Here is a 15,154-nt window from a genome sequence, read left to right as displayed (position 1 = left end):
TGCATTGCCTGAAAGCTGCACCGTACCTGGGAGCGGGCGCGCCCGCGAAGAGGCCAGCGCAGCAAACAGCAAAAAGAGCTGTGTCCAAGGTCCTTCAACGCTCCAGGCTGTACATCCGGCATTCTGCCAGCAGCGCCAGCAAGTTGGGCTCGCGCTCCCGCGCCTTCAGGAACACCACGCCAATGTGCTGCTGCAGGCGGTATTGCGGCTTCAGGGCAATCAACCTGACGCGGTTCTCGTACACTGCGGCAATGCGCCCGGGCAACAGGGCAAAGCCCACCCCCGAACTGACCATGCTCAGCAGGGTGAAGATGTCGTTCACCTGCATGGCCACCTTCGGCTCGAAGCCGGCCTGCTGGAACACCCGGGCGCCATCACGGTGGGTGGCAAAGCCCTGGGTCAGGGTGATGAAGGTGGAGTCGGCGAGGTCGGCCAGGTCCACTTCGGCCTGTTCGGCAAAGGGCGAGTCGGTGGGCACGGCGAGGAAGATGTCGTCTGAGAACAGCGGCAGTTGTTCACAGGCCGGGTCGCTGGCGCTTTCGTCGAGGGAGACGAGAACGGCTTCCAGTTCGTGGTTTTTCAGGCGTTGCAGCAGGTCGACGTTGGAGCCCAGGGTCAGGTCGATGTTCAGTTCGCTGCGGCGCAGCTTCAGGCCCATGACCAGCTTGGGCACGGTTTTCACCGTCAGCGAGTAGAGCGCGCCCAGGCGGAAACGCTCGGCATAGAAGCCGGCGGCTTCGCGGGTCTGGCGCACCATCTGTTCAGCGTCCTGGATCAACTGTCGGGCTTTCTTTTCCAGTACGTAGGCACTTTCCAGCGGGATCAGCTGACGGCCTTCGTGCTTGAACAGCGGGCAGCGCAGGGCGCTTTCCAGTGAGTGAATGGCGCGGTGTACGCTGACTGCGCTGGTGGACAGCTCGGCGGCGGCGCGGCCGAGGTTGCCGGTACGCATGAAGGCGAGGAAGGTTTCCAGCTTTTTGAGGGTCAGTTCTTCGTCGATCAGCATGGGGGCCTTGGGTGTATGGCTTGGGTGTTATGGGGGCATTGAGATCGAGCGCCGCCCGCGCGGCGCTTCGCGGCACAAGGCCGCTCCCACATCTGTTTCGGGCCACTCTATTCTGTGAGGCCACCGCTGTCCGCCTTATTTGTTCGACTCGATATCGCGCCAGGGGGCCGCGAAGATGTCACAGGAGTGACTGGACCGAAACAGATGTGGGAGCGGCCTTGTGCCGCGAAGCGCCGCGCGGGCGGCGCTCGATCTCAAACTCACCACATTCCTCAAGCCATACGCTCGATCAACCCCCACAATTCAGGATCATCGAAATCGGCAATCACCAACCCGGCCCCCGCCGCCAGCAACCGCTCCGGTGTCTGCGTGGTGGCCACACCCACGGTAAAAATCCCCGCACCACTGGCTGCGGTAACCCCCGGCAATGAATCCTCAAACGCCAGCGCCTGCCCGGCCTCGACGCCCAGTAACTGCAGCCCGGTGAGGTAGGGCAGCGGGTCCGGCTTGGGCCGCGCCAGTTCTTCGGCCACCAACACATGTTCGAACTGCTGGCCAAGGCCCATGGCGTTAAGCATGTGCTCGGCGTTCAGCCGTGGTGCGTTGGTGACCACGCACATGCCGATATCACGCTCCCGGGCATGCTCCAACAGGCGCAACAGGCCCGGCATGGGTTCCAGCGACGGCGACATTTCACGGAACAAGGCTTCCTTGCGATCAGCCAGCGCCTGGCACTGTTCGGTACTGGCACCGGCAAACAGTTCGGCGAACAGCTCACCATTGGCGCGGCCACTGACCTGGGCGTCGAATTGCGCCTGGCTCAGTTCGCGGCCGTCGTGATCACGCAGCAGTTGGCGAAAAGCCTGCAGGTGAAGGGTGTCTGTGTCGGTAAGGGTTCCATCAAGGTCGAACAGCAGGGCGGTCAGCATGGGATATCCAGATCAAGAAAACACAAGCCAAGGGATCATAACCAAAGCCGACGACAAAGGGGGCTGTTCAGCGTGCGCCAAAGAGAGTACAAATGTGCTCCATGGACAATCTTACCCCCAAACGCCGCGCGATTTTCGAATTCATCCGCGAGCGCATTGCCGACCATGGCCAGCCACCGAGCCTGGCCGATATCGCCACGCGCTTCGGTTTCGCCTCGCGTAGCGTCGCGCGCAAGCACATTACCGCCCTGTGCCAAGCCGGCTATATCGATGTCACGCCCAACCAGGCGCGGGGCATTCGCCTGGCCGAGCCGCTGCGTCGACCAGAAATCCTTGAAGTGCCCGTGCTGGGCCAGGTGGCGGCGGGTGCCCCCATCGGCCCGGACCTCGACATTCACGAACAGTTGCTGCTTGACCCCAGCCTGTTCCGCCGTACCCCCGACTACCTGCTGAAGGTGCGTGGCGATTCGATGATCGATGACGGCATCTTCGACGGTGACCTGGTCGGCATCCTGCAACAGGCCGACGCCCGCGACGGGCAGATCGTGGTTGCACGCCTGGACGGCGAAGTCACCATCAAGCGCCTGCAACGCCAGGGCAAGCAGTACCGCTTGTTGCCACGCAACCCGGCCTATGCGCCCATCGATGTACAGCCAGGGCAGGCGTTCTTCATCGAAGGCGTGTTCTGTGGCTTGCTGAGGCGCGACTGATGGGCGCGGTGGTCGACCTTGATCGGCTGCTCGACCAGCGCCGGGTATGGCGTGGCCGGCAGGCCCAGGCGCGGCCACTCGGCTTGCAGCCGACCGGCCATGCGGCCCTTGACGAGCGCTTGCCGGAAGGCGGTTGGCCGGCGGCAGCACTGAGCGAACTGTTGCTGGCCAGCCCGGGTTGTGGCGAATTGCAATTGCTATGGCCAACCCTGGCGCGGCTGAGCGCCGAAGCCAGCCGCATCGTCCTGGTGGCACCGCCCTTTATTCCGTATGCACCGGCCTGGCAGGCCGCAGGCGTGGACCTGCGCTGGCTGGTGCAGGTAGACGCCAAACCTGCCGATGCCTTGTGGGCCGCCGAACAGTGCCTGCGCTCAGGCAGTTGCGCGGCGGTGCTGTGCTGGCCGGAGCGTGCCGATGACCGCGCCCTGCGGCGCTTGCAGGTGGCCGCCGAAACCGGCCAGGCGCTGGCCTTTGCCTGCCGGCCGCAGCAGGCGGCGCACAACCCTTCACCGGCAGCACTGCGCATTGCCGTCGATACTCACCCGGCACAATGGCGCGTGCTGAAAAGCCGCGGCGGCATGCCGCCGGCGCTGCCCATTGCCTGCCCGGGGCGGGGCTGATGCACCATGCTTTGGGCCTGCATTCTGCTGCCGCAGCTGGCGCTGGACACCGTCCTGCGTGAGCGCGACGACCCTGACGCACCCCTGGCATTGATTGGCGGGCCAACCCAGCGGCGCGTGTTGCAAGCCGTCAACCCGGCCGCAGCGGCACTTGGCCTGCGGGCCGGGCAAACGTTGACCGCAGCGCGTGCACTGGCGGATGGCTTTACCTGCGTGGAAGCAGACGCCAAGCGCATAGACCAGGTGCAGCAATTATTGGCAGCCTGGGCCTACCGCTTCAGTGCCCAGGTCAGCCTGCATTACCCACGGGCGCTGCTGCTGGAAGTGGGTTCGAGCCTGCAATTGTTCGGCCCATGGCCGTTGTTCGAGGCACGTTTGCGCCAGGAACTGGCGGAACTGGGCCTGCGTCAACGCATAGTCCTGGCCAGCAACCCTGTGGCGGCACGCATGCTCGCCAATGCCCATGATGGCCTGGCCGTGAGCGATGCCGATGCCACCCGTGCTGCGCTGCTGGGTATGCCGATCAGCCGTGTTGGCCTGCCCGCAGAGGCTGCCGAAGCCTTTGCCCGCATGGGCCTGCGCCAGCTGGGCCAGGTGCTGGCCTTGCCCCGCGACACCCTGGCCAGGCGCTTTCCCTTGCAGGTTCAGTTGCACCTGGACCAGTTGCTCGGCCTGCGCAACCTGGGGCTGGACTTCTACCAGCCACCGGACCGTTTCGAGGCCCGGTTGGAACTTAATTTTGACGTCGAATCGCACCAGGCACTGCTGTTCCCGTTGCGGCGCATGCTCAACGACCTGGCCGCCTTCCTTGCCGGGCGCGACTGTGGCGTGCAGCGTTTCTGCCTTCACCTGGAGCACGTCGAGGGGCCAGACACTGTGCTCCAGGTAGGCCTGCTGGCGGCCGAACGCGATGCCGCAATGTTGTTCGAGCTGGCCCGTGGGCGGCTGGAGCCGCTACGCATACCGGCTCCGGTACGCAACCTGCGGTTGGTTGCCGAAGACTTGCCAGCCTTCGTGCCGCAGCACCAGGCGTTGTTCGACCCGCGCGCGCAACAGGCGCAACCCTGGGCGCAATTGCGCGAGCGGCTGCGTGCGCGCCTGGGTGATGACGCCGTGAAGGCGCTGAGCGCGGCAGCCGATCACCGCCCCGAATGCGCCTGGCAGCTGGCCGAGCAGGGCGCCCAAGGCAGCATGCCGGTTGCCCCGGGTAGCCGCCCCGGCTGGCTACTGCCGGCCCCGGTGGCGCTGGAGGACAGCGCCTACCAGGTGCAAACCCAAGCCGAACGCATCGAGTCGGGCTGGTGGGATGGCGGTGATGTACGCCGCGACTATTACCGTATTCAAACCCGAGATGGCCTGCGTGGCTGGGCCTACCGCGACCTGAGCCAGGCCGGCCCGCTGTGGCTGCAAGGCTGGTTTGCATGAACGGCCCAGGTTATGCCGAGCTGCATTGCCTGTCCAACTTCAGCTTCCAGCGTGGTGCATCGAGCGCCGACGAACTGTTCCGGCGTGCGCATGAACAGGGCTATCAGGCCCTGGCGATCACTGACGAATGCACCTTGGCCGGAATCGTGCGCGCGTGGCAGGCAGCCAGGCAGCACCAGCTGCGGCTGATCGTTGGCAGCGAAGTGCAGTTGCACGATGGCCCCAAGCTGGTGCTGTTGGTAGAGAACCTTACCGGCTACCAGAACCTTTGCGCGCTGATCACCCGTGCCCGGCGGCGGGCAGAGAAAGGCGACTACCAGCTGTTTCGTGATGACCTGCTGCTGCACCACCAAGGCCTGCTGGCCTTGTGGGTGGCAGAAGACAGCAGCGATACAGCCACCGGCGAGTGGTTGCGCAGTGTGTTCGCTGAACGCCTGTGGCTGGCCGTTCACCTGCACCGGGGCAGTGACGATGCCCGGCGCCTGCAACGCTTGCACGCGCTGGCGGTGGCCCTGGGCATCCGCGCCGTGGCCTGTGGCGATGTGCACATGCACGTGCGTGGCCGGCGTGCCTTGCAGGACTGCATGACCGCCATCCGCCAACATTGCCAGGTGACCGAAGCCGGGCGCTTTCTGTTTGCCAACGGCGAGCGCCACCTGCGCAGCCAGGCGCAGCTGGCCGAGCTTTATCCGCCCGACCTGCTGGCCGAGACCCTGGCCATTGCCGAGCGCTGCCAGTTTGACCTGAGCGAGCTGAACTACCAGTACCCATGCGAACTGGTACCCGAGGGTCATACGCCGGCAAGCTGGCTGCGTGACCTGTGCGAGCAGGGCTTGCCATTGCGCTGGCCAGGCGGGCCGAGTGGCAAGGTGCGGAAAGTGCTGGCCAAGGAGCTGGCGCTGATCGAAGAGCTGGGTTACGAAAGCTACTTCCTGACTGTGCACGACATTGTCGCCTTCGCCCGCAGCCAGCGCATTCTGTGCCAGGGCCGTGGCTCGGCGGCCAACTCGGTGGTGTGTTTCGTGCTGGGTATCACCGAGCTCGACCCCATGGAGCACCGCTTGCTGTTCGAGCGTTTCCTCTCACGCGAGCGCAACGAGCCGCCCGATATCGACGTGGACTTCGAGCACGACCGGCGCGAAGAAGTGATCCAGTACGTGTTCCGCCGCTATGGTCGGCACCGTGCGGCACTCACCGCAGTGGTCAATACCTACCATGCTGCCGGTGCAGTGCGCGATGTGGCGCGGGTGCTGGGGTTGCCGATGGACCAGGTAGATGCCCTGGCCAAATGCTGTGGCCGCTGGAGCGACCGCATTCCTGATGACCAGCGCCTGGCCGAAGCCGGTTTCGAGGCGGGCAGCCCGTCGCTGCGGCGGGTGCTGGTGCTTGCCGGGGAACTCATCGGTTTCCCCCGACACCTGTCGCAGCACCCGGGTGGTTTCGTCATTTCGCAGCAACCGCTCGACCAGTTGGTGCCGGTAGAGAATGCCGCCATGGCCGAGCGCACGGTAATCCAGTGGGACAAGGACGACCTGGACATGGTCGGCCTGCTCAAGGTCGACGTGCTGGCGCTGGGCATGCTCAGCGCCTTGCGCCGTTGCTTCGACCTGTTGCAGCACCATCGTGGCCGGCAGTTGACCCTGGCGACCATTCCCAGTGAAGACCCGGCCACCTACGCGATGATCAGCCGCGCCGAGACCATGGGCGTATTCCAGATCGAGTCGCGCGCGCAAATGGCCATGTTGCCCCGGCTGCGGCCCAACACGTTCTACGACCTGGTGATCGAGGTGGCCATCGTTCGTCCCGGGCCGATACAGGGCGACATGGTCCACCCTTACCTGCGCAGGCGCCTGAAGCAGGAGCCTGTGACCTACCCTTCAAAGCAGCTCAAGGAAGTATTCGAGCGTACATTGGGGGTGCCGCTGTTTCAGGAGCAGGTGATGGAATTGGCCATGGTTGCCGCCGACTATAGCCCAGGCGAGGCGGACCAGTTGCGCCGCAACATGGCCGCCTGGAAGCGCCATGGTGGCCTGGAGCCGCACCGCGAGCGGCTGGTGCAGGGCATGTTGCGCAATGGCTACGAGCTGGCCTTTGCCGAGCGCATCTTCGAGCAGATCAAGGGCTTTGGCAGTTATGGCTTCCCGGAGTCTCACGCCGCCAGCTTCGCCTTGCTGTGTTATGCCAGCAGTTGGTTGAAGTGCCATGAACCGGCAATCTTCACCTGCGCGCTGGTCAACAGCTGGCCCATGGGTTTCTACAGCCCGGACCAGTTGCTGCAAGAGGCACGCCGCCAAGGCATCGAGGTACGGCCGGTCGATGTCTGCCACAGCGAATGGGACTGCACCCTCGAGCCTGATGCGCAGGGCATATTGGCCATTCGCATGGGCTTGCGCCTGGTACGCGGCCTGGCTGAAGCCGACGCCCGGCGCCTGCAGCAGGCGAGGGCACAGCGGCCGTGGCGCGACGTCGAAGACCTGTGCCTGCGCGCGGGGCTCGACACACGCGCCCGTGCCTGCCTGGCAGATGCTGGCGCGCTGCGCGCCTTGGCCAGCAATCGGCATCAGGCTCGCTGGCAGGTGGCGGCGGTGCAGGCGCAATTGCCACTGTTTGCCGATGTGCAAACCTTGCCTGAAGTGGCGGTGGCATTGCCGGTGCCGACCGTAGGTGAGGACTTGGTGGCCGATTACCAGACCTTGGGAACCACCCTGGGGCCGCATCCGTTGGCCGTGTTGCGCTCACGCCTGCGGGCACTGGGTTGCCGCAGTTCGGCCGAGCTGCACGGTGTCGAGCACGGCGACAGCATTGCCATCGCCGGGCTGGTGGTGGGGCGGCAGCGGCCACAGACCGCCAGCGGGGTGACCTTTGTGACCCTGGAGGACGAACACGGCATGGTCAACGTGGTGGTGTGGCGCGAGCTTGCCGAGCGGCAAAGGCGGGCGCTGGTGGGCTCGCGGTTGCTCAAGGTCAGTGGGCGGCTGGAGCAGGAAAATGGCGTGCGGCACCTGATTGCGCGGCGGTTGGAAGATGTGAGCCCGCTGTTGCAGGGGCTGGATGTGCGTAGCCGCGATTTCCACTAACCAAGAGCACAAGTCTTGCGAGGGCCCTGTGGAAGCAACTGCTTTGTGTTGCCTGTTCTGGCCTCATCGCTGGCAAGCCAGGCTCCCACATCGATTGCATTGACCTCAAACCTTGTGCAATACCTGTGCAGGCTGTGTGAAAACCTCCCGACCGATGTAGCTGTTCAAAAAACATCCTAAAAATCGCGCTCTTACGCAAAATCTGGGTCTGCTGAGCAGCCAACTCTTTTCAGATTTCACGTACGAGCGCGATCATCGAAAAGTGACGGGGGTTTTCACACAGCCTGTGTGGGAGCTGGCTTGCCGGCGATGACGCCAGAACAGGCAACACAAGACAGTTGCTCCCAAATCAATCTCTACTGGCGGTCAAACCATCGCCAACCGCTGCTTGCGCGTCGGCGCCGGGAACGCCCGGTCGACCGCACGCAGGTCTTCGCTGGTCAAGGTCAGCGCGCCGGCTGCCGCATTCAGCCGCACATGCTCAGGTGCCACGGCTTTGGGGATGGCGATGACCCCGTTATTGCGAGTTACCCAGGCCAGGCTGACCTGGGCGGGTGTGGCGCCATGGCGTTCGGCAATTTCTGTCAGCACCGGGTGCTGCAGCAAGCGCCCGGCCTGGGCCAGCGGGCAGTAGGCCATGGTCGGCAGCGCACGCTGATCGCACCACGGCAGCAAGTCGAATTCAATGCCGCGCTGGGCCGGGTTATACAGCACCTGGTTGGTGGCACAGTCGGGGTTGTGCAGTTCGCGCAGGTCATCGACGTCGAAATTGGACACCCCCCAATGCTTGATCTTGCCTTGCTCGCGCAAGCGCTCGAACGCCTCGACGGTTTCCTCCAGCGGGTGCTGGCCGCGCCAGTGCAGCAGGTACAGGTCGATGCAATCAGTACCCAGCCGCGCCAGGCTGCGTTCGCAAGCCGCCGGCAGGCCGCGCTGGCTGGCGTTGTGCGGGTAGACCTTGCTGACCAGGAACACCTGGTCGCGGCGCCCGGCAATGGCCTGGCCAACGACCGCTTCCGCGCCGCCTTCAGCGTACATCTCGGCGGTGTCGATCAGGCTCATGCCCAGCTCGATACCCTGTTGCAGGGCCGCCACCTCCGCAGCCTTGCGACCAGGGTCTTCGCCCATGTACCAAGTGCCCTGGCCGATGGCCGGAACGCTCGAACCTGCCAGTTTCACGTAACGCATGTCACCTCCGGGATCCGGGTGTTGGTAAGCAGAACCTCAAGCAGCGCTTGCGCTGCAGTGGAAAGCTTATGTTCGCTGAGGGCAATCACGCCGATGCGTCGCTCGACCGTGGGCTCGACCAGGGGCACGCAGCGGGCACCCAGTTCCTGCATCTGGTTGATGCACAGCGCGGGTACGGCACTGACCCCCAGGCCGCTGGCGACCATGCGGCCAATGGTTGCCAACTGGTGGCTCTCGAACGCCACGGTCAGCTTGCCGTGGTGGGCGGCCACATTCTGCTCCATCAGCAGGCGCACCGCCGAGGGGCGTTGCAAGGCGACGAAATCTTCGGCAATCAGTTGCGCCCAACTGACCTGGGGCAGCAGCGCCAAGGGCGAATCGGCGGGTACCACCGCGACAAAACGGTCCATGTACAGCGGGCGAAAATCCAGCCCGTCGATGTTGTCCGGCTCAAAGCCGATGCCCAGTTCGACGCGGCGATGGCGCACCAGTTCCTGTACCTGTTCGTTGATCACATCATGCACGGTGACGTTGACCTTGGGGTAGCGTTGGCGAAACACCTTCAGCGAATGCGGCAGCAGGTTACCGGCAAACGCCGGCATGGCCGCCACCGAAACCCGCCCCAGTTGCAGGGTAAAGCGCTGGCGCAGCATTTCTTCGGTGTCATCCCAGTCGGCCAGCAGGCGCCGCGCCAGTGGCAGCAGCACTTCGCCCTCGGCGGTCAGGCTGACGCTGCGGGTGGTGCGGCTGAGCAGGGCACCGCCAAGGTTTTCTTCCAGCGCCTTGATGGTCAGGCTCAGGGCCGGTTGAGAAACATGCAGGTGCTCGCCCGCCTGGGCGAAGCTCTGGTACTTGGCCACGGCGACAAAGGCGCGCAGTTGCTTGACGTTCATGTCGGGCCTATCGTTTGTTTTGTAAAAGTTATCAATTGATGATGAAAACAAAATTAACAAATCAGTTGCTTGCGGTGAAGATGTCTACACACGCTCACCGACAGCCTCGTCGGTTCAACAACTACAAAAGGCGGATCAGCATGGCCGGACTGGACAAGCGCGTTGCAACCTATGAACAGGCCCTCGAAGGCCTGACCGACAACATGACGGTACTGGCCGGTGGTTTCGGCCTGTGCGGCATCCCGGAAAACCTCATCAGTGAAATCAAGCGCCGTGGCGTCAAGGGCCTGACTGTGGTCTCCAACAACTGCGGCGTCGACGGCTTCGGCCTGGGCGTACTGCTGGAAGACCGGCAGATCCGCAAGATGATCGCCTCCTACGTGGGCGAAAACGCCGAGTTCGAACGCCAACTGCTCAGCGGCGAGCTTGAGGTGGAACTGACCCCGCAAGGCACCCTCGCCGAAAAAATGCGCGCAGGGGGTGCCGGCATCCCGGCCTTCTTCACCGCCACCGGCTACGGCACCCCGGTTGCCGACGGCAAGGAAGTGCGCGAGTTCAAGGGCCGCAAGTACATCCTTGAAGAATCCATTACCGGTGACTTTGCCATCGTCAAGGGCTGGAAGGCCGACCACTACGGCAACGTGGTGTACCGTAATACCGCGCAAAACTTCAACCCGTTGGCGGCCACAGCCGGCAAGATCACCGTGGTTGAAGTGGAGGAGATCGTCGAGCCTGGCGTGCTGCTGCCCAGCGAAATCCACACCCCGGGCATCTATGTGGACCGCGTTATCGTCGGCACTTTTGAAAAGCGCATCGAAAAGCGCACCGTCAAGGCCTGAGCGCCATCCACCAGAACAACAAAGAGATCCTGACCATGGCACTGACCCGCGAACAGATGGCGCAACGCGTCGCCCGTGAACTGAAGGACGGCTACTACGTCAACCTGGGCATCGGCATTCCGACCCTGGTGGCCAACTACGTACCCGCCGACATGGATGTCATGCTGCAATCGGAAAACGGCCTGCTCGGCATGGGCGAATTCCCCACCGAAAGCACCCTTGATGCCGACATGATCAACGCCGGCAAGCAAACCGTCACCGCCCGCCGCGGCGCCTCGATCTTCGATTCGGCGCAGTCGTTCGCCATGATCCGTGGCGGCCACGTCGACCTGACCGTGCTGGGCGCGTTCGAGGTGGACGTCCAGGGCAACATCGCCTCGTGGATGATCCCGGGCAAGCTGGTCAAGGGCATGGGCGGTGCCATGGACCTGGTGGCTGGCGCCGACAACATCATCGTCACCATGACCCACGCGTCCAAGGACGGTGAATCCAAGCTGCTGGCGCAGTGCAGCCTGCCGCTGACCGGTGCCGGCTGCATCCGCAAGGTACTGACCGACCTGGCCTACCTGGAAATCGAAAACGGCGCCTTCATCCTGCGCGAGACCGCTCCGGGTGTGAGCGTTGAGGAAATCATCGAGAAAACCGCCGGTAAGTTGATCGTGCCGGATGATGTGAAGGAAATGACCTTCTAAGACACCACACACTCCTACCCTGTGGGAGATCACCCAGCCCTTCCGGGCTGCGCTGTCTCGCAGAGAACAATGTCCATTGTGGGAGCGGGCTTGTCCCGCGAAGAAGGCAACCCGGTGTCTGGCACCGGCTTTGCCGGTGTTCGCGGGACAAGCCCGCTCCCACAAGTTTCGCTAAATCAAAAAGTTAGAGTTTGTTCTATGAGAGCGGGTTCACCCGCGAATGCGTCGGTACATTCACCGCCGCATTCGCGGGTAAACCCGCTCCCACAGGTTTTTCGTTTTCTGGTAATACCGCTTCACCTCATAAAACCAATAAAAGGAATGCCACTGTGGCCGCTGAAATCCAAGACAGCCGTTCCGCGCGCTTTGCCTTGCGCTGCTCCAACTGGGCCGAACGCTGGTTCCCCGACTCCTGGGTATTCGCCGCACTGGCGGTGCTGCTGGTGTGCATCGGCGCACTGGCCATGGGCGCCAAGCCGACCGACACCGCCAAGGCCTTTGGCGATGGCTTCTGGAGCCTGATCCCGTTCACCATGCAGATGGCCTTTGTGGTCATTGGTGGCTATGTGGTTGCCAGCTCGCCGCCCGCGGCTCGGCTGATCGACCGCCTGGCGCGTATCCCCGCCAATGGCCGTTCGGCCGTGTGCTGGGTGGCGCTGATCTCGATGCTGGCGTCGCTGCTCAACTGGGGCCTGTCGCTGGTGTTCGGTGGCTTGCTGGTACGTGCCTTGGCGCGGCGTACCGATCTGAAGATGGATTACCGCGCTGCCGGTGCAGCCGCCTACCTGGGCCTGGGTGCCGTCTGGGCATTGGGCCTGTCTTCGTCTGCGGCGCAGTTGCAGGCCAACCCGGCCAGCTTGCCGCCGTCGATCCTGTCGATTACCGGGGTCATCCCGTTCACCGAAACCATCTTCCTCTGGCAGTCTGGCGTGATGCTGGCGGCGCTGGTGATTGTTTCGCTGGTGATTGCCTACGCCACGGCCCCAGGCCCGAACAGCGCGCGCAGCGCTGAAGAGTGCGGTGTCGACCCCAGCTTCACTGCACCGCCAGCGCCGCAGCGCACCCGCCCGGGTGAGTGGCTGGAACACAGCCCGATCCTGATCCTGCTGCTGGTGGCTCTGGCTGCCGGCTGGCTGTACCAGGAGTTCGCCACCAAACCGGCGATTACCGCGATCTCCGGCCTGAACACCTATAACCTGCTGTTCATCATGCTCGGTGCCTTGCTGCACTGGCGCCCGCGCAGCTTCCTTGACGCGGTGGCACGTGCGGTACCGACCACCACGGGTGTACTGATCCAGTTCCCGCTGTACGGCTCGATCGCGGCCATTCTCACCCAGGTTAAGGGCATCGACGAGCAGACCCTGGCGCATCATATTTCGCTGTTCTTCACCCAGATCGCCACCCATGACACCTATGCCTTGCTGATGGGCGTGTACTCGGCGGTGCTGGGCTTCTTCATCCCGTCGGGCGGTGGCAAGTGGATCATCGAGGCGCCCTACGTAATGCTGGTGGCCAACGACCTGCAGTACCACCTGGGCTGGGCAGTGCAGATCTACAACGCTGCCGAAGCCTTGCCGAACCTGATCAACCCGTTCTACATGCTGCCGCTGCTGGGCGTGCTGGGGCTCAAGGCGCGCGACCTGATCGGCTTCTCGTTCGTGCAGTTGCTGGTGCATGTGCCGTTGGTGCTGGTGTTGCTGTGGGCGTTGGGTACTACCTTGCAGTACGTGCCACCGGTAATGCCCTGAAGATTGGGCCGCTGTGCGGCCCATCGCCGGCAAGCCAGCTCCCACACCCACCGCGTTTGCCTCAAGCCATTTGCAGAACCTGTGCGAGTAGTGAGTTGCACAACATCAAAGGATTGATGCGATCCTTGTGGGAGCCTGGCTTGCCGGCGATGGGCTGCACAGCAGCCCCAGCATTTCCTCGGCAGTCCACGTATCATGGCCAGGCTGCCTTCGCCTGGGAAACTCGCGTCACATGTCTATCCGATTGAAACTGCTGCGTAAGAAACTGGGGATGACCCTGGAAATGCTGGCCGAAAAGACCGGCATGACCAAAAGCTACCTGTCCAAGGTCGAACGCGGCCTCAACACGCCCTCGATCGCCGCCGCACTGAAACTGGCGCGGGCCTTGAACGTCAATGTCGAAGAACTGTTTGCCGAAGAGCAGGCCGGCCAGAGCCGCTATAGCCTGGTGCGCCATGGCGAGCGTCAGGCCCTGGTCGGGGATGGGCAGGGCCCGGGCTACGCTGCCTTGACCAGCCAGGTCGGCCAGCGCAGCCTGTTGCCGTTCCTGATCCAGCCACCGTCCGAGTTCAGCGACCCCACTTTCAAGGAGCACCAAGGGGAAGAGTTCCTGTTCGTGCATGCCGGCCAGGTAGAAGTGGATTTCATGAACGAGCGGGTGTTGCTGGAGCAAGGCGATGCCCTGCATTTCAATGCCCAGACCCCGCACCGGCTGCGCTCGGTAGGGGAGCGGCCTGCACAGTTGCTGGTCGTGGTGCACCACGGCGACGAGTGAATCGCCCGGAGCCGTTAGGCCGCTCCAGGCTTTCTCAGCGGTGAAACGCTACAGCCAGCAGCACCCTCCTGCTGTGCATATTTTGCATGCCGATATTTTGACGAATCGCCCCATCACCCATTGAATTTTATTATGGTGTCGGATCATTGACGTAGTGTCATTGTGCCCATAAGCTCAATTCAACAGCGACACAATTCCCGCACCACCACACCAATAACTATTTGATTTTCCTATTCTAAGGAGGGGGCGTATGCGCACGGCTCTGATCATCAAATCGATGTTCCTGTTGGTGCTGCTAAGTGGGGCGGCACGCGCGGCTGATTCGTATATAAATCAGAACAGTATCATTCCTGTTTCAACAGCCGGCTGGTTCTTTGCCTTTGCGGTAGTCGGCTTCGTGGCCGTGGCCAATAGAAGAAAGATTTGAAGACAGCGCTGGCGTTTCGGCATAGCGCCGGGCGCCATTGGCTTGTCAATTTCCCAACCGTTGCTATATTGCCATTAGCCTGTGAAAGTCAATGTTCACGGGCACCGCAGCCCAGGCTGCACAGCGTCAAGGTAAGGGCCTCCAGGAAGGTCGAGGCCATCGCGGCAGCGGTACGTCGCGAAGCAGAGCGAGAGTTGGTGCGTTGTTCTCATTCAGTGCTCTTTGTCGGGCCATTTGGCCGGAGGGACCCTCATGCTGCGTTCAATGTTTGCCACCTTCTGCATGCTGACAGTGTGGTCCACTGCCGGCAACGCCGACCAGAACAGCGCTGCCTACCTGCTCAGCCCCGGCGATGTGGTGATGGTTTCGGTGTGGCAGGAAGACAGCCTGCGTCAAGAAGCCACCGTTCTTCCGGATGGCAGCATCACCTTCCCCCTGGCCGGGCGCATCAATGTCGCCGGGCTGGATGTAACGGCAGTCGAAAAGCAAGTGGCCGCCAAACTGGAAAAATTCCTTCCCGACCCGAACGTCAGCGTTGTCGTCAAGAGCATCGCCGGCAACATGGTCTATGTCCAAGGCAAAGTGATCAAGCCCGGGCCGGTGCAAATGGCCGGGCCGACCGCTGTATTGCAGGCCCTGAGCATGTCGGGTGGCCTGGACAAGTTTGCCGACGAAAGCGAAATCAAGGTAGTCCGCGGCGCAGGCGCTTCCCAAAAGATCCTGCCCGTGCGATATAAGGACCTGGTGTCTGGGCGCGATATGTCCACCAACATCCAACTTCAGGCTGGCGACACGCTGGTCGTTCCTTGATCTTGCCTTTAATAA

14 protein-coding genes are annotated in these 15,154 nt (G+C 63.0%); 10 read left to right on the top strand and 4 right to left on the bottom strand.

The features are described 5' to 3' along the window. Positions 1-94: 94 nt before the first annotated feature. Both ACI2KG_RS26555 and ACI2KG_RS26550 read right to left on the bottom strand, forming a co-directional pair. Positions 95-1,006, bottom strand: a complete 912-nt coding sequence (locus ACI2KG_RS26555; protein WP_404663902.1) for a LysR substrate-binding domain-containing protein — start codon at positions 1,004-1,006, stop codon at positions 95-97. 272 nt (positions 1,007-1,278) lie between these two features. Then, on the bottom strand, positions 1,279-1,935 hold the full coding sequence (locus tag ACI2KG_RS26550) for an HAD family hydrolase (protein WP_404663901.1): 657 nt from the start codon (positions 1,933-1,935) through the stop codon (positions 1,279-1,281). Between the two features lie 92 nt (positions 1,936-2,027). Between ACI2KG_RS26550 and lexA the strand changes: the two genes are divergently transcribed. From lexA to ACI2KG_RS26530, 4 genes are read left to right on the top strand one after another with little or no spacing between them, the layout of a single operon-like run. Next, the gene (lexA, locus tag ACI2KG_RS26545; protein ID WP_404663900.1) at positions 2,028-2,645 is read left to right on the top strand and encodes a transcriptional repressor LexA; all 618 of its coding nucleotides are present in this window, start codon (positions 2,028-2,030) and stop codon (positions 2,643-2,645) included. After that, the gene (gene imuA, locus ACI2KG_RS26540; protein WP_404663899.1) at positions 2,645-3,265 is read left to right on the top strand and encodes a translesion DNA synthesis-associated protein ImuA; all 621 of its coding nucleotides are present in this window, start codon (positions 2,645-2,647) and stop codon (positions 3,263-3,265) included. Before lexA ends, imuA begins: the two co-directional genes overlap by 1 nt. A 6-nt stretch (positions 3,266-3,271) precedes the next feature. Next, positions 3,272-4,690, top strand: coding sequence for a Y-family DNA polymerase (locus ACI2KG_RS26535; RefSeq protein WP_404663898.1), 1,419 nt, complete (start codon positions 3,272-3,274; stop codon positions 4,688-4,690). Further along, positions 4,687-7,767, top strand: a complete 3,081-nt coding sequence (locus ACI2KG_RS26530) for an error-prone DNA polymerase (protein WP_404663897.1) — start codon at positions 4,687-4,689, stop codon at positions 7,765-7,767. The genes ACI2KG_RS26535 and ACI2KG_RS26530 overlap by 4 nt, the downstream gene beginning before the upstream one ends. Positions 7,768-8,133: 366 nt before the next feature. Here ACI2KG_RS26530 and ACI2KG_RS26525 read toward each other — a convergent pair whose 3' ends face one another. Together ACI2KG_RS26525 and ACI2KG_RS26520 are read right to left on the bottom strand one after the other, a co-directional pair. After that, the gene (locus ACI2KG_RS26525; protein WP_404663896.1) at positions 8,134-8,955 is read right to left on the bottom strand and encodes an aldo/keto reductase; all 822 of its coding nucleotides are present in this window, start codon (positions 8,953-8,955) and stop codon (positions 8,134-8,136) included. After that, positions 8,943-9,848 (bottom strand): LysR family transcriptional regulator, encoded by a 906-nt coding sequence (locus ACI2KG_RS26520; RefSeq protein WP_404663895.1) that lies wholly within the window; start codon positions 9,846-9,848, stop codon positions 8,943-8,945. The genes ACI2KG_RS26525 and ACI2KG_RS26520 overlap by 13 nt, the downstream gene beginning before the upstream one ends. A 140-nt stretch (positions 9,849-9,988) precedes the next feature. Between ACI2KG_RS26520 and ACI2KG_RS26515 the strand changes: the two genes are divergently transcribed. The 6 genes from ACI2KG_RS26515 to ACI2KG_RS26490 all read left to right on the top strand — a co-directional run bounded on the left by ACI2KG_RS26515 (position 9,989) and on the right by ACI2KG_RS26490 (position 15,139). Further along, positions 9,989-10,687, top strand: a complete 699-nt coding sequence (locus ACI2KG_RS26515; RefSeq protein ID WP_400618978.1) for a CoA transferase subunit A — start codon at positions 9,989-9,991, stop codon at positions 10,685-10,687. A 35-nt stretch (positions 10,688-10,722) separates the two neighbouring features. Then, positions 10,723-11,379 (top strand): CoA transferase subunit B, encoded by a 657-nt coding sequence (locus ACI2KG_RS26510; protein ID WP_400618976.1) that lies wholly within the window; start codon positions 10,723-10,725, stop codon positions 11,377-11,379. 329 nt (positions 11,380-11,708) lie between these two features. Further along, the gene (locus ACI2KG_RS26505; protein ID WP_404663894.1) at positions 11,709-13,127 is read left to right on the top strand and encodes a short-chain fatty acid transporter; all 1,419 of its coding nucleotides are present in this window, start codon (positions 11,709-11,711) and stop codon (positions 13,125-13,127) included. Between the two features lie 232 nt (positions 13,128-13,359). Then, entirely contained in the window at positions 13,360-13,902 is a 543-nt protein-coding gene (locus ACI2KG_RS26500) for a helix-turn-helix domain-containing protein (RefSeq protein ID WP_201203753.1), read from the top strand. Positions 13,903-14,152: 250 nt separating this feature from the next. After that, complete coding sequence (gene eppA, locus ACI2KG_RS26495; RefSeq protein ID WP_162948974.1) at positions 14,153-14,329, top strand: EPS-associated small membrane protein EppA; 177 nt, start codon at positions 14,153-14,155, stop codon at positions 14,327-14,329. Between the two features lie 252 nt (positions 14,330-14,581). Next, entirely contained in the window at positions 14,582-15,139 is a 558-nt protein-coding gene (locus ACI2KG_RS26490; RefSeq protein WP_404663893.1) for a polysaccharide biosynthesis/export family protein, read from the top strand. The last annotated feature ends 15 nt before the right edge of the window (positions 15,140-15,154 follow it).

The sequence above is a fragment of the Pseudomonas sp. NPDC089407 genome (assembly GCF_044900445.1).
Lineage (GTDB): Bacteria > Pseudomonadota > Gammaproteobacteria > Pseudomonadales > Pseudomonadaceae > Aquipseudomonas.
The sequence above is the reverse complement of the archived record's forward strand: the minus strand, read 5'-3'. Positions and strand labels throughout refer to the sequence as shown.